The organism is Phytohabitans sp. LJ34 (assembly GCF_052068095.1).
Taxonomy (GTDB): Bacteria; Actinomycetota; Actinomycetes; order Mycobacteriales; family Micromonosporaceae; genus Phytohabitans.
In genome coordinates, this window is the sequence record NZ_JBQHDG010000009.1 from 245,870 (window position 1) to 261,172 (window position 15,303).

A 15,303-nucleotide genomic window follows, 5' to 3' on the forward strand; every position below is an offset into this window, starting at 1 on the left:
GCCTAGGTGAAGAGCTTGTCGGCGGTCGTGGGGCGGCCCAGCAGCCAGCCCTGGCCGACGTCGCAGCCCAGCGCGAGCAGGCGCGAGCGCTGGTGCTCCGACTCGATGCCCTCGGCGGTGACGGTGAGCCGCAGCGTGTGCCCGAGGTGGATCAGCGCGGCCAGCACCGCCTCGTCGGTGCGGCTGGCCGGGCCGTTGCCGTCGAGGCCGGCGACGAACGTGCCGGCCAGCTTGATCGCGTGCACCGGCAGGTTGCGCAGATAGGACAGTCCGCAGTAGCCGGTGCCGAAGTCGTCGAGCGCGACCCGCACCGCCATGCCGGCGAGCGCGCGTACGTTGTCGATCGCCTCGGCCTCGGCGGTCATCGCCGCGTGCTCGGTGATCTCAAGCTGGAGCCGGTGTGGCGGCAGCCCGACCCGGTCGAGCACGGCGGCGACCTCGGCCGCGAGGCCCGGGTGGCACAGCTGCCGGGCGGCGAGGTTGACGCTCACGAAAGGTGGCTCGGTGTCCTCACCGTGCCAGCGCACCGCCTGGCGGCAGGCCATCTCCAGCAGGTGCATGCCGAGCGGCAGGATGAAGCCGGAGTCTTCGGCGAGCGTGATGAACCGGTCGGGGCCCAGCTGCCCAAGCTCCGGGTGGTCCCACCGGGCCAGGCTCTCCACGCCCACCACCTTGCCGGTGGCGAGGTCGACCATCGGCTGGTAGGCCAGCCCGAACTCGCGGCGGGCGAGCGCGGCCGGCATCTCGGCGGACAGCCGGTAGCGGGCGACCGCGCTCGCGTTGCGCCGCTCGTCGAAGAACCGCCACCGGTCGCGACCGTCCACCTTGGCCCAGTGCAGCGCCATCGCGGCGGCACGCAGCGCGTCGACCGGGTCACCGTCGGACACGGCCTGCTCTACGACGCCCGCGCTGGCGGACATCGGCAACTCGTGACCGTCCACTTCGAACGGCGTGCGCAACGCCGCCAACGCGCGGTCGGCGGACTTGATGGCGTCTTCCGGCTCGGACGTGCCCCGCAGCAGCAGCGCGAACTCGTCGCCGCCGAGGTGGCAGGCGACACTGTCGGGGAGGTGGGCCAGCCGCTCCGCGACGGCGGTGAGGAGGCGGTCGCCGGCGGCGTATCCGAGGCTGTTGTTGACCGAGTGGAAGCGGTCGAGGCCGATCAGGCAGACGCCGAAGCGGGTCGGCCCTGCCGGGTCGGTGCGCAGCTCGCCCAGCCACTGGGTGAGCTGGACCCGGTTGGGCAGGCCGGTGTGCGAGTCGTGGAGGGCGGCGTGGCGCAGCCGCTCCTCGCTGCGGCGCAGGGCCAGCTCCGCCTCCGAGCGCGCGGTGATGTCGGCCCGGCGCACGGCCTCCTGCCGGTCGAGGGTGTAGTCGTGCAGCGCGGTCGCGTATCCCATCGCGAGCGCCTCGACGAGGGCGGTGAGCCGGTCGCGGCTGACCACACCGGACAGGTCGAGCGTGGAGAGAAGTCGGGTGGACAGCTCGGTGATGGTGCGCCCGAGCGCCTCCGGCGCGATCTCCTCGGTGCTGGCCAGGTCGACGCCGACCCGGTAGCCGACCGCCGGGTCGAACCGCTCGGCGGTCAGCGCCGCCACGATCCGCTCGGTCAGGTCGAGGAAGAACGCGTCCCGCTCGCCGCTGGGCAGGAGCACGTAGCTGGCGTCGTGGACCGACCTGCTCCACGCCAGCGCGAACCGCTCGACGGGCGTCATGGCTTGCGTCCGACACCCCCGTAGTTGAGTGCGGAGAGATTGCTCGGCGTGTCGTCGGGGGAGTCGGGGCGCCACTCGTGCGTCCAGACCAGACCCGGCTCCACCATCTCGAATCCGTCGAAGAACCGCAAGATCTCCGCGTGGGTGCGCATCGCCAGCGGTGTGGGCGTGTGCTCGACGGCCTTGACCGCCTCGCGGAACTCGTCGGGGTGGCGCTCGTGGGTGCCGTGGCCGATCACCAGATAGCTCCCGGGCGCCAGCCGCTCCTTGAGCAGGGCCAACGCGCCGTAGGGGTCGCGGTCGTCGCGGACGGCGTGCAGCACGGCGACGAGCAGCAGCGCCACCGGCTCGTCGAAGTCGAGCAGGCCGGCCACGGACGGGTGCTCCAGGATCGCCCGCGGCTGGCTCAGGTCTTCTCGGATCGCGGTCGCGTGCGGGTTGCCCGCCAGGATCTGGCGGCTGTGCGCCACCGCGATGGGGTCGATGTCCACATAGGCCACGCGCGCGTCCGGGTCCACCTTCTGTGCGATCTCGTGCACGTTGCCGACCGTGGGGATGCCGGAGCCGATGTCGAGGAACTGGCGGATGCCCTGGTCGAGCACGTAGCGCGTGGCACGGTGGAGAAATGCCCGATTGATCCGCGCCTGCACCTTGGCATCCGGAAAGACGGATATCAGCTGGCGGGCCAGCGCCCGGTCGGCGGCGAAGTTGTGCGAACCGCCGAGCAGGTAGTCATACGCCCTGGCCACGGTGGCGGTGTGGTGATCGACGTCGGCGGGTGCCCAGTCCGGTCGGTCCGTCATCGCGCTCCTCTGGGTGGTAGGACACCAAGTATCCTGTCTTCCCGCCCACGGCTCAATTCCGCGATCGATACATTGCCATGACCGCCCGTAGGGGAGCGGGTTCCGGGCCAGGTCAGGGTCGGCGCCGGATTCGTTTAAGGCCAACACGCCGGGACGATCGGCGCATGCTTGCCAGACTGTCCACTCTGGGTCTCGCCACAGCCGCCATCCTCGCCGCCGCCGGCTGCGGCCTTGTCGACGGCGAGAAGTCCAGCACCGCCGAGACGTACGACGTGCGCGGCGACATCAAGACCATCCAGCTCAACGGCCAGGCCGGCGCCGTCGAGGTCGTGGCGACCGACACCGGGGTACGGGTGACGGAGCGCCGCGAGTACACCGGCACCTCCCCGAAGACCAGCCACCGCACCGACGGCGGCACGCTCTACCTTGTGGACAAGGGCTGCGACGCGCAGATCCGCATCCGCAAGACCTGCGAGACCAACTACCGCATAGAGGCACCGGCCGGCGTCGCCCTCAACATCGAGGTGGACGCCGCGCCCGTCACGATCACCGGCATCACCGGCGCGCTCGACGTGACCACCGACGTCGGCACGATCAAAGGCACCGGCCTGGCCGGCACGACCCGGATCCGCACCAACGTGGGCGACGTCGACCTCCGGTACGGCACGGCACCGGCCAGCCTGGACGCCACCAACGACGTCGGCAGCACCACCGTCCACCTGCCGTCCGGCGCGTCCTACAGCTTCGACGTCGACGTCGACATGGGCGACACCACGATCGACCTCCCCAACCGCCCCGGCGCCGACCACCGCGTCAAGCTCACCGCCGACGTCGGCGACATCACCGTCCGGGCCGCCTAACCCCGCCTCGCCCTTCCGCAACTGTGCAGCCACCGATCAGGCGCTCACCCACGCCCTTTTGTCGCGGTCACCCCTCGCCCTGAGTAACCGCCGTCGCCGTGCGCGCGGTCCAAGATTCGAGATCTAGGAGAGTCAGGGCGCCATACCAGCCCTAACTCTCCTAGATCTCAAGGTTTCTCGGCTGAGCCTGCTGACGCCGCGTCACAGATGGTGGTCCTGGCTTCGCGCGCTGGCTGCGGTTTAGGGGTGGCCGGGCCGCGCCGGCCCACCCTTCCCACTGTTCGCGGATGTGGCTCAGCATGTGGGCGGTGTCATGATCGTTCGCCCAAATGGGCGTGACACAGGGGCAACAGGTACCGAGATGGCTTGCACCGCGGGCCTGGCAGTGGACGGCCGGGGGTTTCGGCTCGGTCTGCGAGCCGCCGGCCGGGAGCGGTGCCCGCGGGAGCATACGGTCTACAGCTGACGCGGACGTGGGCAAATATGTCTTTCACGAGGGCGCGACACCCCGACTCCGAAAAGGTCTGTCTAGATTCGCGGTGTGGAGATCGGGCGGGTGCCGGCGACGTTCGCGGAGCAGGCGCGGCCGCTGGAAAGCGAGGCGGTGGCCGCCGCGCCGTGACCGTGGTTAGACCAGGCATGCGGGGGTATCTCTGCGGGCATGCGGGTGCTAGGTGTCAACGCGATCTTCCATGATCCGGCGGCTGCCCTTGTCGTGGACGGGCGGGTCGTGGCGGCTGCCGAGGAGGAGCGGTTCAGTCGGCGTAAGCATGGCAAGCGGCCCGTGCCGTTCAGCGCCTGGGAGTTGCCGGAGCTGGCCGCCGCGTGGTGCCTCGAGTCCGCCGGGCTGGAGCCGGGCGACCTCGACGCGGTGGGGTACTCGTTCGACCCCGCGCTCTGTGGCGAGGTGGTCGGCGAGAGCGACCCGTGGGACTGGCTGCGGGTGGAGTATGCCCAGCGTGCGCCCCAGTTTCTCGCCACCGCGCTGCCTGGGCTGGACCCCGGTGCGGTGCGGTTCGTGCCGCACCACGTCGCGCATGCCGCCTCGGCGGGGCTGGCCATGCCGCACCGGGACGACGCCGCGGTGCTCGTGCTCGACGGGCGGGGTGAGGCGGCGAGCCATCTGGCCGGCGCGTACCGGGACGGCCACCTCACCACGCTCTACACGCAGCGGCTGCCGCACTCGCTCGGCCTGCTCTACGAGGATCTGACCCGCCACCTGGGTTTCACGCACTCCAGCGACGAGTACAAGGTGATGGCGCTCGCGTCCTACGGCGAGCCCAAGCACCTGCCGCTGCTGCGCGAGCTGGTCCGCGCGACCGGCGACGGTGGCTTCACCGTGGCGCCGATCGAGTGGGACACGCTCGCGAAGGTGCGCCCGGCCGGCGCGGAGATGGCGGCCGAGCACGCCGACCTCGCCGCCAGCGTGCAGGCGCGGCTGGAGGAGGTGCTGCTCGACCTCGCCCGCTGGACGTTCGACGCGGCCGGCGGGCCGCGCGTGCTGGCGATGGCCGGCGGCACCGCGCTCAACTGCGTCGCCAACGCGCGGATCGCGGCCGAGGGGCCATTCGATCACGTGTGGGTGCAGCCGGCGGCGGGTGACGCCGGCACCGCGCTCGGTGCCGCGCTGCACCTCGCACGGGAGAGTGGGCCGCGGCCGGAGGCCATGCCCGGGGCCGCGCTCGGCCGTGGCTGGAGCGACGGCGAGCTGGAGGCGGAGCTGCGGCGGGCCGGGCTGCCCTTCAGCCGGCCGGACTCGATCGCCGCGGAGGCCGCGCGGGTGCTCGCCGGCAACGGCATCGTGGCGTGGTTCCAGGGTCGCAGCGAATACGGGCCGCGTGCGCTCGGCCACCGCTCGCTGCTCGCCCACCCCGGCGACAAGGACACGACCCGCCGCATGAACGACGTGAAGGGGCGCGAGCAGTTCCGCCCGATCGCGCCGATGGTGCGGGCCGAGCGGGCGGCCGAGGTGTTCGACGGAGTGTTGCCGAGCCCGTACATGCTGTTCGTCCACAGTGTCCGGCCACAGTGGCGGGAGCGGATCCCGGCGGTGGTCCACGTCGACGGCACCGCTCGGGTGCAGACAGTGGACAGTGCGGACGAGCCGCTGGTGGCGGAGATGCTGGCGGAGTTCGACCGGCTGACCGGGCTGCCGGTCGTGGTCAACACGTCGCTCAACACGGCCGGGCGGCCGATGGTGGACACGCCCCGCGAAGCGATGGAGCTCTTCGGCTCGGCGCCGGTCGACCTGCTGGCACTCGGCCCGTACGCGGTGCACCGGACGGGAGCCTTCGTTTGATCTCGATCGTGGTGCCGACCCTGGGCCGGCCGAGCCTCTCCGCGCTCCTCGAACGCCTGGCACCCTCCATAGAGGATGGCGCGGAGATCCTCGTGGTCGACGACCGCAAGGACCAGTCCGGCCCGCTGGACGTGCCGTACGCGAAGGTCCTCAGTGGACCTGGCCGGGGACCCGCCGCGGCGCGCAACACGGGGTGGCGGGCCGCCCGCTTCCCCTGGGTGGCCTTCCTCGACGACGACGTGGTGCCCGACCCGGACTGGTTCGCGCGGCTGCGCGCGGACCTGGAGGTGCCCGATCGAGTGGGCGGCGTGCAGGGCCGGGTGTGGGTGCCGCTGCCGGCGGACCGCCCGCCGACCGACTGGGAGCGCTCGACCGCCGGCCTGGAGGATTCCCGCTGGATCACCGCGGACATGGCGTACCGGCGGGCCGCGCTGGTCGAGTCGGGCGGCTTCGACGAGCGCTTCCCGCGCGCGTACCGGGAGGACGCCGAGCTGGCCTACCGGGTGCGGCGCGCGGGCTGGCAACTCGTCCGTGGCGCGCGGCGGGTCACCCATCCGGTGCGACCGGAAGGCCCCTGGGCGAGCCTGCGGGCGCAGCGCGGCAACGCCGATGACGCACTGTTGCGGCACATGTACGGACCGCGTTGGCGAACGCTCGTGGAAGCGCTCCCCGGGCGGCGGCCCCGGCACGCCGTGGTGACCGCCGCGCTGGCCGTGGCCGTCGCGGTGCCGCGTCTGCGCCCGGTCGCCGGGGCCGTGTGGCTCGCGGGTACGGCGGAGTTCGCCGCGGCCCGAGTCCGGCCCGGTCCGAAGACGCCCCGGGAGGTCGGCACGACGCTCCTGACCAGTCTCTTCATCCCGCCGCTCGCGACCGCCCACTGGCTGCGCGGATGGTGGCGGTGGCGGGGCGCGCGCCCGCTCGGCGGGCGGTTCTGTTGATGTTTACTTCTCTCCTCCCCGGGAACCAGCGCTACGTGCGAAGCCACCTGTTCGACGCGGTTCTCTTCGACCGCGACGGCACGCTCGTGGAGGACGTGCCGTACAACGGGGATCCCGCCCTGGTGCGCCCGATGCCCGGCGCGCGGGCGGCACTGGATCGGCTTCGCGCCGCGGGTTTCAAGCTCGGTGTGGTGACCAACCAGTCAGGGATCGCGCGGGGACGGCTGGCGCCGGAGGATGTGGCGAAGGTCAACGCGCGCGTCGAGGAGCTGCTCGGCCCGTTCGACACCTGGCAGGTGTGTCCGCACGGGGAGCGCGACGGGTGCCGGTGTCGCAAACCACAACCCGGCATGGTCATCGATGCCGCCGCGGCGCTGGGGACCACACCCCAGCGCTGTGTAGTCGTCGGCGACATCGGCCGCGACATGGCGGCCGCCGGTGCCGCGGGTGCGGCCGGCATCCTGGTGCCCACGGCGGTGACCCGGGTCGAGGAGGTCGCCGCCGCGCCCACCGTGGCCGGCGACCTGCCCGCGGCCGTGCACCAGATCCTCCGCCGGGCCCGCCTGGTGCCGCCGGGTACGCCCCGGCCCCGCCACGGCACCGTGCTCGTGGCCCGCCCGGACTCGGCCGGCGACGTGCTCGTCACCGGGCCGGCGATCCGGGCCGTCGCGGCCGGCGCCGAGCGAGTCGTGATGCTCTGCGGTCCGCGCGGCCGCCGCGCCGCCGAGCTGCTGCCCGGTGTCGACGAGCTGATCGAGTGGCGGCTGCCCTGGATCGACCCGAGCCCGGAGCCGCTCGCCAGGTCCGAAGTGGACGGCATGGTGGACCGGATCGCCGCGGCGGCGCCGGAGGAGGCGGTGCTCTTCACCTCGTTCCACCAGTCGGCGCTGCCGCTGGCGCTGGTGCTGCGGATGGCCGGCGTGCGCCGGATCTTCGCGATCAGCGACGACTACCCCGGCTCCCTTCTGGACGTTCGCCACCGCGTGCCGCTCGGCATCCCCGAGACGGAGCGCGCGCTGTCGCTCGCCGCCGCGGCCGGCTTTCCGTTGCCCGCCGACGACGTGCCGGAGCTGCGGCTGCGCGGGGCCGAAGGCGGCACGGACCTCGCGCCCGGCTATGTCGTCGTGCACCCCGGCGCCTCGGTGCCCGCCCGTTCCTGCCCGCCGGAGCGGTACGCCGCGATCGTCACCGCGCTCACCGACGCCGGCCACCGCGTGGTGGTCACCGGCGGGCCGGACGAGCGCCCGCTCAGCGCCCGCGTGGCCGGCGCCGCCGCGCTAGACCTCGGCGGCCAGACCTCGCTCGGCGCGCTCGCCGCGGTCATCGCGCGGGCCGCCTGCCTCGTCGTCGCCAACACCGGCCCCGCCCACCTGGCCGCCGCGGTCGGCACACCGGTCGTGAGCCTCTTCGCGCCGACGGTCCCGTTTGGACAGTGGGGGCCGTACCGCGTGCCGTGGGTACGGCTCGGCGACGCCACCGCGCCCTGCCGGAACACCCGGGCCGCGGTCTGCCCGGTCGACGGCCATCCCTGCCTGTCCACAGTGGATCCGCTTGCCGTGGTGGAGGCGGTGCGCCGAGTGGGTGTGACATGAACATCCTGCTCTGGCACGTCCATGGGTCGTGGACGACCGCGTTCGTGCACGGAAAGCACCGCTACCTCGTGCCGGTGACCCCCGACCGCGGGCCGTACGGTCTCGGCCGCGCCCGCACGTACGCCTGGCCCCACACGATCGAGGAGGTGCCGCCGGAGCGCCTCGCCACCGAGGACGTCGACGTCGTGGTGGTGCAGCGCCCCGAGGAGCTGGAGCTGGTGGACCGCTGGCTCGGCCGCCGCCCGCCCCTGGTCTACGTGGAGCACAACACGCCCAAGGGCGACGTGCCCAACTCCCGCCATCCCATGGCCGACCGGGACGACCTCCTCGTCGTCCACGTCACCCACTTCAACGAGCTCTTCTGGGATACCGGCGGAACGCGTACGGCGGTCGTCGAGCACGGCGTGGTGCCGCCGGCCGCCCGCTACTCCGGTGACCTGTCCCGCCTCGCCGTCGCCACCAACGAGCCGGTGCGCCGTGGCCGGGTCACCGGCACCGACCTGTTTCCGCGTTTCGCGGCCGTGGCGCCGCTCGACGTGTACGGGATGGGCGTCACCGATCTCGATCGACTGTCCGGAGTGGACGCGCACGAAGACCTTCCACAGGAGCGGATGCACGCCGAGCTGGCCCGGCGCCGGGCGTACCTGCACCTGTGCCGGTGGACCTCGCTCGGGTTGAGCCTGATCGAGGCGATGACGATGGGCATGCCGGTCGTCGCGCTGGCCACTACCGAGGCGGTCCGGGCGGTGCCGCCCGACGCGGGCGTGCTCTCCACCCGTGTGGAGGACCTGGTGGAGGCGGCCCGCTGGCTGCTGGAGGAGCCGGGGGAGGCGCGCCGGCTCGGCGCCCGCGCCCGAGCCGTCGCGAACGAGCGTTACGGCCTCGACCGGTTTCTGGCCGACTGGGACAGCCTGCTTGAGGAGGTTTCACCATGCGCATCGCGATGATCTCGGAACACGCCAGCCCGCTGGCCGCGCTCGGAGGCGTCGACGCCGGCGGGCAGAACACCCACGTCGCCGAGCTGGCCGCCGCGCTCGCCGCCGAGGGGCACGAGATACGCGTGTACACGCGCCGGGACTCCCCGGACCAGCCGGCGCTCGTGCCGATGCGGGAAGGCGTCACGGTCGCGCACGTGCCGGCCGGGCCGCCCGAGCCCCTCCCCAAGGACGAGCTGCTGCCGCACATGAAGGACTTCAGCCGCTGGCTCGTCGACGAGTGGCGCGGGGACGACTGGGCGCCGACCGTGGCGCACGCCCACTTCTGGATGAGCGGGCTGGCCGCCGTCACCGCGGGCCGCCAGACCGGCGTGCCGGTCGTGCAGACGTACCACGCGCTCGGCACGGTGAAGAAGCGGCACCAGGGCGCGGCCGACACCAGCCCGCCACGGCGCATCGGCTACGAGCGGGCGCTCGGCCGCGCCGTCGACCGGGTCGTCGCGCAGTGCCAGGACGAGGTGCGCGAGCTGGTCCGCATGGGCGTGCCGCGCAGCCGGATGGCGGTCATACCGTCCGGTGTGGACAGCGAGAAGTTCTCACCGGACGGGCCCGCGGAGCCGCGCGACCCGGACCGGCCGCGGATCCTGACGGTCGGGCGGTTCGTGGAGCGCAAGGGCTTCGCCGACCTCATCCGCGCGCTGAAGATCGTGCCCGGCGCCGAGTGCGTCATCGTGGGTGGGCCGCCGGCCGGAAACCTCGACACCGACCCGTTCGCCGGCAAGCTCCGCAGCCTCGCCGAGTCCACGAAGGTCGCCGACCGGGTCAAGCTCGTCGGTGCCGTGCCGGCGAACGAGATGCCCCGCTGGTACCGCTCCGCCGACATCCTGGCGAGCACGCCCTGGTACGAGCCGTTCGGGCTCACGCCGCTCGAGGCGATGGCCTGCGGCGTGCCCGTGGTCGCGTCCGCCGTCGGCGGCCTCACCGACACCGTCGTGGACGGGCTCACCGGCGACCTCGTGCCGCCGCGCGACCCGCGTTCGCTGGGCATGGCGCTGCGCCGCGTGCTCGGCGATCCGGTGCGGCGGTTCGCGTACGCCACCGCGGCGCTCGACCGGGCCCGCCAGTGCTACTCGTGGAAGCGCGCGGCCGAGCAGCTGAGCGCTGTCTACGCGACGGTCAGCGGGGTGCGCCGCCCGACCGGGGCGGTGGCCTGATGGGCGACGGTCAGGTGTCGGCGTTGGACAGTCACCTGGCGGGCCTGGCGACGGCGCTCGTGCCGTACCGCCAGGCGGCCCGAAAGCTCTCCCGCTGGGGACACGAGCTGGCCCGGCTGCTGGTCGGCGGCGGGCGGCTGCTGGTGGCTGGCAACGGCGGGAGCGCCGCCGAGGCCCAGCACCTCACCGCCGAGCTCGTGGGCAAGCTGCGTGACGACCGGCCGGCGCTGTCGGCGATCGCGCTGACCGCGGAGACGTCCTCGCTCACCGCCATCGGCAACGACTTCGGGTACGACGAGGTCTTCGCCCGGCAGGTGCGCGCCCACGGCCGGCCCGGTGACGCGCTGCTGCTGCTGTCGACCAGCGGGCGCAGCACCAACCTGCTGGCCGCCGCGGAGGCCGCCGACTCGCTCGGCATCCGGGTGCTCGGGCTGACCGGGCCGACGCCCAACCCGCTCGCCGAGCTCTGCTCGGACGTGCTCGCGGTGCCGTCGCCCGACGCGCAGGTCGTGCAGGAGCTGCACCTTGTCTCCGTGCACGTGCTCTGCGAGTACGTCGACCTGGCGCTGCCGTCACTCCCGGCGCCCGCGTGGCGCGCAGTACCGGTGGGAGGACTCTCGTGATCGTCATAGTTGGTGACACGCTGCTCGACCGGGACGTCGACGGTGCGGTCAACCGGGTCAGCCCGGACGCGCCGGTGCCCGTGCTGGCCGAGCGGTCCACATCGGACCGTCCTGGCGGTGCCGGGCTGGCGGCGCTGCTGGCCGCGCGGCGGGGCGAGTACGTCGCGCTCGTCACCGGCCTCGCCGGCGACGCGGGCGGGGCCCGGCTGAGCACCCTGCTGTCCGAGGCCGGCGTCCGTATCTACCCCCTGCCCATGACCGGCAGCACCCCGGAGAAGATCCGGCTGAGCGCGCGCGGGCAGGTGCTGCTGCGGCTGGACCGGGGCGACGCCGAAGTGGACGGTGAGCCGACCGAAGCCGCGCTGATGGCCATCGCGGAGGCGGACGCGATCCTGGTCAGCGACTACGGGCGCGGCGTCGCCCGGCATCCCACCCTGCGGGCGGCCCTCGCCGAGGCGACCGCGCCGGTCGTGTGGGATCCGCATCCGCGCGGGCCCGCGCCGGTACGGGGCGTGCGGCTGGCCACCCCGAACGAGGCCGAGGTCCGCCACCTGACCGGCGACCAGGCCGGCGGCAACCGGGTCGCCGCCGCCGCGCGGGGCGGGCAGGAGCTGCGCGGGCGCTGGCGCACCGGCGCGGTCGCGGTGACGATGGGCGGCGACGGCGCGCTGCTCTGCCACGGCCCGACGCCGCTGGTCGTGCCGACCCCCGGGCGCGTCGACGGAGACACCTGCGGCGCCGGCGACCGCTTCGCCACGACCGCCGCGCTCGCCCTCGCCGGTGGCGCGCTGGTCTCCGAGGCGGTACAGGCGGCGGTGCGGGAGGCGACCGCGTACGTGGCGAGCGGGGGAGTGCGTGCGGTGCTCGCCCCGGACGAGCTGGAGGTGGGCGCCGCGGGCATCGGCCGGGAGGCGGCGGGCGAGCTCGTCGCTGCGGTACGCGCCCGCGGCGGGCGGGTGGTCGCCACCGGCGGCTGCTTCGACCTGCTGCACGCCGGCCACATCGCCACGCTGGAGGCGGCCCGCCGGCTCGGCGACTGCCTCGTCGTCTGCCTCAACTCCGACAGCAGCGTCACCGGCCTCAAGGGACCGGACCGGCCCATGGTCCGTCAGGAAGACCGGGCCCGGCTGCTGGCCGCGCTCTCCGCCGTCGACGCGGTCGTGGTCTTCGACGAGTCCACACCGGACGCGGTGCTCTCCTGGCTGCGCCCGGACGTGTGGGTCAAGGGCGGCGACTACGGCAGCGACGGCGGGTTACTCCCGGAGGCCGACCTCGTTCAACGGTGGGGTGGGGAGTGCGTGATCGTGCCGTACCTGGACGGCCGCTCGACGACGCGGATGATCGCGGCGGCTCGGCATCTGGAGGGAGTCTGATGAAGGTCGTTCTCGTGACCGGTGGCTCGAGTGGGCTCGGCGCCTCGGTGGTCGCCGCCGCGGCGAAGGAGGGCTGGCAGCCCTACATCCTGGACCGGCAGGCACCCGTGTCACCGGTCGACGGCGCGTCCTGGGTGGAGTGTGACCTCGCGGACACCCGCGCGGCCGAAGACGCCACGCGGCGGATCGCGGCCGAGGCCGGCCGGCTCGACGCCGTCGTGACCGCGGCCGGCGTCGACGTGCCGGGCCGGCTGGCGGACGTGCCGGCGGAGGTGTGGGAGCGCACCGTCACGATCGACCTGCTCGCCACCGCGGCCGTCGTGCGGGCGGCGCTGCCGGCCCTGGAGCGGGCGCACGGCACGGTCGTCACCGTGGCCTCGACGCTCGGGTTCAAGGCGGTCAGCGACGCGACCGCGTACTGTGCCGCGAAGTTCGGGGTCGTGGGCTTCACCCGCGCGCTCGCCGCCGAGCTCGCCGGCACGGTCGGCGTGACGCTGCTCGTGCCGGGCGGCATGCGCACGCCGTTCTTCGACGGGCGGGACGAGCAGTACAAGCCCGGCCCGGACGCGCAGCTCAACGACCCGGACAACACCGCCGGCGCGGTCATGTTCGCGCTCAACCAGCCGCCCGGCTCCGCGGTACGCGAGATCGTGGTCTGCGCGGAGCAGGAGTCGTCCTACCCATGATCCTGGTGCTGCGGGCGTTGGGGATCGGCGACCTCGCCACGGGTGTGCCGGCACTGCGCGCGCTGCGCCGGGCGTTTCCGGAGCGGACGCTCGCGCTCGCCGCGCCCACCTGGCTCAGCCCGCTCGTCGAGCTGGTGGGCGGCATCGACGCGGTGGTGCCCTGCGACGGCCTGGAGCCGCGGACGCTGCCGAAGGCCTCGTTGGCGGTCAACCTCCACGGCAAGGGGCCGCGGTCACACCGGCTGCTGCGCCGCTCGCGGCCCGCGCGGCTGTGGGCGTTCGCGTGTCCGGAGGCGGAGCATGTGGACGGCCCGGAGTGGAACGACAGCGAGCACGAGGTGCGGCGCTGGTGCCGGATGCTGGAGTGGTACGGCATTCCGACCGACCCCACCGATCTCTCGCTGGCGGTGCCCTCTCGGCCGCCGCGCGAGGGCGTCGCGGTCGTGCACCCCGGCGCCAAGGCCGCGTCCCGCCGCTGGCCGCCGCAGCGCTTCGCCACCGTGGCACGAGACCTGGCCAGCCGGGGGTACGAGGTGGTGGTCACCGGCTCCGCCGCCGAGCGGCCGATCGCCGAGTGCGTGGCCGCCCTGGCCGACCTCCCCGGCGACGCGGTGCTCGCCGGCGGCACCGATCCGGCCGAGCTGGCCGGCGTGGTCGCGCACGCGCGGCTTGTGGTGAGCGGCGACACCGGCGTCGGCCACCTGGCGACCGCGTACCGGATCCCGTCGGTCGTCATGTTCGGGCCGATGACGCCCGACCTGTGGGGCCCGCCGCCCGACCGGCCCGAGCACCGCGCACTCTGGCGCGGGCCGACCGTGGCGTCGATCGGAGTCGAGGAGGTGCTCGCCGCTGTGGACGAGGTGACGTGTGCGGCTGCGGCGTAGCGACGTGTCCAAGCCCGGCTACGGCCGGCGCAGGACCTCCTTTGTGGACGAACAAGGTCGGAAGATCACCGATCCGGAAACGGTGCGGCGCCTGCGTGACCTCGTGATACCACCCGCCTGGAAGGACGTGTGGATCTCGCCGGACCCGCGCGGGCACATCCAGGCCACCGGCGTCGACGCGGCCGGCCGCAAGCAGTACCTCTACCACCCACAGTGGAGGGTCGCGCGGGACGCGGCGAAACACGAACACGTGCTCGACGTCGCGGCCCGGCTGCCCGCGCTGCGCCGCCGGATCAACGCCGACCTCGGCGGGCGGGGCCTGACCCGGGAGCGGGTGCTGGCGGCTATCGCCGCGCTGCTCGACCTCGGCGCGTTCCGGGTCGGCGGCGACGAGTACGCCGGCGGCGAGGACCCGACCTACGGCGTGTCCACGCTCCGCCCCGAGCACGTGCGCGGGCGCAAAGGCTGCATCGTGCTGGAGTTTCCGGCCAAGGGCGGCGTCGAGCAGGCCTGCGAGGTCACCGACGGGCGGGTGTGCGAGGTGCTGCGGGCGCTGCGCCGCCGCCGCAAGGGCAGCGAGCGGCTGTTCGCCTACTGGAAGGGCAACGGCTGGCACGACGTGCGCAGCGACGAGGTCAACGAGTACCTGCGCGAAGCGAGCGGGGTCGACATGACCGCCAAGGACTTCCGCACCTGGCACGCGACGGTGCTGGCCGCCGCGAAGCTGGCCGGCGAGGGTCCGCAGGGCTCGGCGACCCGGCGCAAGCGCACGGTGGCGGCGGTGATGCGCGAGGTGGCCGAGCTGCTGGGCAACACACCCGCGGTGGCCAAGGCCTCCTACGTCGACCCGCGGGTGATCGACCTCTACCACGACGGCCAGGTGGTGTCCGCGCCCACGGAGAAGGCCGTCCGTGACCTGCTCTCCTGACCGGGCAGTAACGGAGCCGCGCGGCGCGCCGCTCTTACCAGGTGACAGCCGTGGGGCCGGCGCGGAGGGGCACCGGCCCCACGGCACGCCGTGCTCGGTCTCCGGGCACAGGAATCCAAACCCAAAAGCAGATGTGGGCTACCGCGACGTCCGTCGTGGTCTGGACCGCTGCTCCCGCGGCCTCACCCATCCGCCGCTGGTCACGCTCGCCCCTTTGCCTCCCGCGGATGCGCGGCCAGCGGTATTTGTCCAATATGCCCGTCGTCGAACAGGGCTTCGTCGCTCTGAGTAAACACCGCTGCCGGGCGCGCGATCCAAGATTCCAGATCTTGGAGAGTTAGGGCGCCATATCAACCCTAACTATCCTAGATCTCGATGTTCTCAGCCGAGCCTGCTGACGCTGCGTCATAGACGGCGGCCGGCCCCATCCTGTGCGGGCGGAAATCCAGGTAG

General features: G+C 73.5%; 13 protein-coding genes. 11 read left to right on the forward strand and 2 right to left on the reverse strand.

Annotated elements, in window-relative coordinates; all coding sequences use genetic code 11:
- Positions 1-2: 2 nt before the first annotated feature.
- Together ACTMTJ_RS18520 and ACTMTJ_RS18525 are read right to left on the reverse strand one after the other, a co-directional pair.
- Positions 3-1,715 carry a putative bifunctional diguanylate cyclase/phosphodiesterase gene (locus tag ACTMTJ_RS18520; RefSeq protein WP_441218128.1) on the reverse strand — a complete coding sequence of 571 codons (1,713 nt, stop codon included), beginning with the start codon at positions 1,713-1,715 and terminating at the stop codon, positions 3-5.
- The gene (locus tag ACTMTJ_RS18525) at positions 1,712-2,518 is read right to left on the reverse strand and encodes an SAM-dependent methyltransferase (RefSeq protein ID WP_441218130.1); all 807 of its coding nucleotides are present in this window, start codon (positions 2,516-2,518) and stop codon (positions 1,712-1,714) included. The genes ACTMTJ_RS18520 and ACTMTJ_RS18525 overlap by 4 nt, the downstream gene beginning before the upstream one ends.
- A gap of 164 nt (positions 2,519-2,682) precedes the next feature.
- Between ACTMTJ_RS18525 and ACTMTJ_RS18530 the strand changes: the two genes are divergently transcribed.
- The 11 genes from ACTMTJ_RS18530 to ACTMTJ_RS18580 all read left to right on the forward strand — a co-directional run bounded on the left by ACTMTJ_RS18530 (position 2,683) and on the right by ACTMTJ_RS18580 (position 14,850).
- A complete protein-coding gene (locus tag ACTMTJ_RS18530) occupies positions 2,683-3,378 on the forward strand; it encodes a DUF4097 family beta strand repeat-containing protein (protein ID WP_441218132.1) in 696 nt (231 codons plus the stop codon).
- A gap of 661 nt (positions 3,379-4,039) precedes the next feature.
- Positions 4,040-5,677: a carbamoyltransferase family protein gene (locus ACTMTJ_RS18535; protein WP_441218134.1), complete on the forward strand. Its 1,638-nt coding sequence runs from the start codon at positions 4,040-4,042 to the stop codon at positions 5,675-5,677.
- Positions 5,678-5,685: 8 nt separating this feature from the next.
- Complete coding sequence (locus ACTMTJ_RS18540) at positions 5,686-6,615, forward strand: glycosyltransferase family 2 protein (protein WP_441218136.1); 930 nt, start codon at positions 5,686-5,688, stop codon at positions 6,613-6,615.
- Positions 6,615-8,207, forward strand: coding sequence for an HAD-IIIA family hydrolase (locus ACTMTJ_RS18545; RefSeq protein WP_441218138.1), 1,593 nt, complete (start codon positions 6,615-6,617; stop codon positions 8,205-8,207). The genes ACTMTJ_RS18540 and ACTMTJ_RS18545 overlap by 1 nt, the downstream gene beginning before the upstream one ends.
- The gene (locus tag ACTMTJ_RS18550) at positions 8,204-9,154 is read left to right on the forward strand and encodes a glycosyltransferase (RefSeq protein ID WP_441218140.1); all 951 of its coding nucleotides are present in this window, start codon (positions 8,204-8,206) and stop codon (positions 9,152-9,154) included. The genes ACTMTJ_RS18545 and ACTMTJ_RS18550 overlap by 4 nt, the downstream gene beginning before the upstream one ends.
- Positions 9,139-10,356: a glycosyltransferase gene (locus ACTMTJ_RS18555; RefSeq protein ID WP_441218142.1), complete on the forward strand. Its 1,218-nt coding sequence runs from the start codon at positions 9,139-9,141 to the stop codon at positions 10,354-10,356. The genes ACTMTJ_RS18550 and ACTMTJ_RS18555 overlap by 16 nt, the downstream gene beginning before the upstream one ends.
- A complete protein-coding gene (locus ACTMTJ_RS18560) occupies positions 10,356-10,979 on the forward strand; it encodes a D-sedoheptulose-7-phosphate isomerase (RefSeq protein ID WP_441218144.1) in 624 nt (207 codons plus the stop codon). The genes ACTMTJ_RS18555 and ACTMTJ_RS18560 overlap by 1 nt, the downstream gene beginning before the upstream one ends.
- Entirely contained in the window at positions 10,979-12,352 is a 1,374-nt protein-coding gene (locus tag ACTMTJ_RS18565; protein WP_441218245.1) for a PfkB family carbohydrate kinase, read from the forward strand. The genes ACTMTJ_RS18560 and ACTMTJ_RS18565 overlap by 1 nt, the downstream gene beginning before the upstream one ends.
- Positions 12,352-13,038 carry an SDR family oxidoreductase gene (locus tag ACTMTJ_RS18570; RefSeq protein ID WP_441218146.1) on the forward strand — a complete coding sequence of 229 codons (687 nt, stop codon included), beginning with the start codon at positions 12,352-12,354 and terminating at the stop codon, positions 13,036-13,038. Before ACTMTJ_RS18565 ends, ACTMTJ_RS18570 begins: the two co-directional genes overlap by 1 nt.
- The gene (locus ACTMTJ_RS18575) at positions 13,035-13,922 is read left to right on the forward strand and encodes a glycosyltransferase family 9 protein (protein WP_441218148.1); all 888 of its coding nucleotides are present in this window, start codon (positions 13,035-13,037) and stop codon (positions 13,920-13,922) included. The genes ACTMTJ_RS18570 and ACTMTJ_RS18575 overlap by 4 nt, the downstream gene beginning before the upstream one ends.
- The gene (locus ACTMTJ_RS18580) at positions 13,906-14,850 is read left to right on the forward strand and encodes a DNA topoisomerase IB (RefSeq protein ID WP_441218150.1); all 945 of its coding nucleotides are present in this window, start codon (positions 13,906-13,908) and stop codon (positions 14,848-14,850) included. The genes ACTMTJ_RS18575 and ACTMTJ_RS18580 overlap by 17 nt, the downstream gene beginning before the upstream one ends.
- Positions 14,851-15,303: the final 453 nt, after the last annotated feature.

What these genes read in the sequence shown, in the direction of transcription:
- ACTMTJ_RS18520 (WP_441218128.1), bottom strand. Translation starts at nt 1,715, where the DNA reads ATGACGCCCGTCGAGCGGTTCGCGCTGGCGTGGAGCAGGTCGGTCCAC.
- ACTMTJ_RS18525 (WP_441218130.1), bottom strand. Translation starts at nt 2,518, where the DNA reads ATGACGGACCGACCGGACTGGGCACCCGCCGACGTCGATCACCACACC.
- ACTMTJ_RS18530 (WP_441218132.1), top strand. Translation starts at nt 2,683, where the DNA reads ATGCTTGCCAGACTGTCCACTCTGGGTCTCGCCACAGCCGCCATCCTC.
- ACTMTJ_RS18535 (WP_441218134.1), top strand. Translation starts at nt 4,040, where the DNA reads ATGCGGGTGCTAGGTGTCAACGCGATCTTCCATGATCCGGCGGCTGCC.
- ACTMTJ_RS18545 (WP_441218138.1), top strand. Translation starts at nt 6,615, where the DNA reads ATGTTTACTTCTCTCCTCCCCGGGAACCAGCGCTACGTGCGAAGCCAC.
- ACTMTJ_RS18550 (WP_441218140.1), top strand. Translation starts at nt 8,204, where the DNA reads ATGAACATCCTGCTCTGGCACGTCCATGGGTCGTGGACGACCGCGTTC.
- ACTMTJ_RS18555 (WP_441218142.1), top strand. Translation starts at nt 9,139, where the DNA reads ATGCGCATCGCGATGATCTCGGAACACGCCAGCCCGCTGGCCGCGCTC.
- ACTMTJ_RS18560 (WP_441218144.1), top strand. Translation starts at nt 10,356, where the DNA reads ATGGGCGACGGTCAGGTGTCGGCGTTGGACAGTCACCTGGCGGGCCTG.
- ACTMTJ_RS18570 (WP_441218146.1), top strand. Translation starts at nt 12,352, where the DNA reads ATGAAGGTCGTTCTCGTGACCGGTGGCTCGAGTGGGCTCGGCGCCTCG.
- ACTMTJ_RS18575 (WP_441218148.1), top strand. Translation starts at nt 13,035, where the DNA reads ATGATCCTGGTGCTGCGGGCGTTGGGGATCGGCGACCTCGCCACGGGT.